Source organism: Pseudoalteromonas sp. S1650 (assembly GCF_005887195.1).
In the GTDB taxonomy this organism is placed as follows: Bacteria; Pseudomonadota; Gammaproteobacteria; order Enterobacterales; family Alteromonadaceae; genus Pseudoalteromonas; species Pseudoalteromonas simplex.
In genome coordinates this window covers 1-544 of the sequence record NZ_PNDF01000154.1, presented here as the reverse complement: position 1 = coordinate 544, position 544 = coordinate 1, and the positions used below count along the sequence as shown (strand labels likewise).

1 pseudogene is annotated in these 544 nt (G+C 43.2%); it reads left to right on the top strand.

Annotation, left to right across the window (positions count from 1 at the left end):
* A pseudogene (locus CWB80_RS21965) lies at nt 1-544 on the top strand (TonB-dependent receptor); the annotation flags it as partial.

The following is a 544-nucleotide window of genomic DNA, read 5'->3' as shown; positions in this document are numbered from 1 at the left end:
ATATGGGCGTTATTTCCAACCAGTCTCTGCGAACATGAATATTACCCAAGGATCTGCTTCGATTGAATGGTTTGAGTACTTTGAGTTAGATGAACTAGACGCAAACGGTGCACCAACTTTAATGGCTGATGGCTCGCCAAGCAGAGGAGATATGTTGCGAGATAGGCGTTGGCGCCAGCGTGGTATTACTGAACCAGGGTTGATTGCTTCATCTTCATTAAAACCAATGTACAGTGATGAATTTACTATCGGCTATCAGCAAGAAGTATTCGATACTATGTCAGCGGGTGTACGAGCGATTTATCGTGATCTTGGACGCAGCGTTGAAGACACTGATGTCGGCCCAGTATTAGCTAAAAAGCTTGCAGAAATGGGCATTACCGATAACGTGGGTCAAGGTTCTTACTATGTGCTTAATAACCCAGGTGAAGCTATTCAAATGTCATATGATTTTGACGGTGATGGCCAGATTGATGAGGTTAATTTAAGTGCTGATGAACTTGCTTTACCAGAGGCTAAGCGAAAGTACTTAGCACTTGAGTTT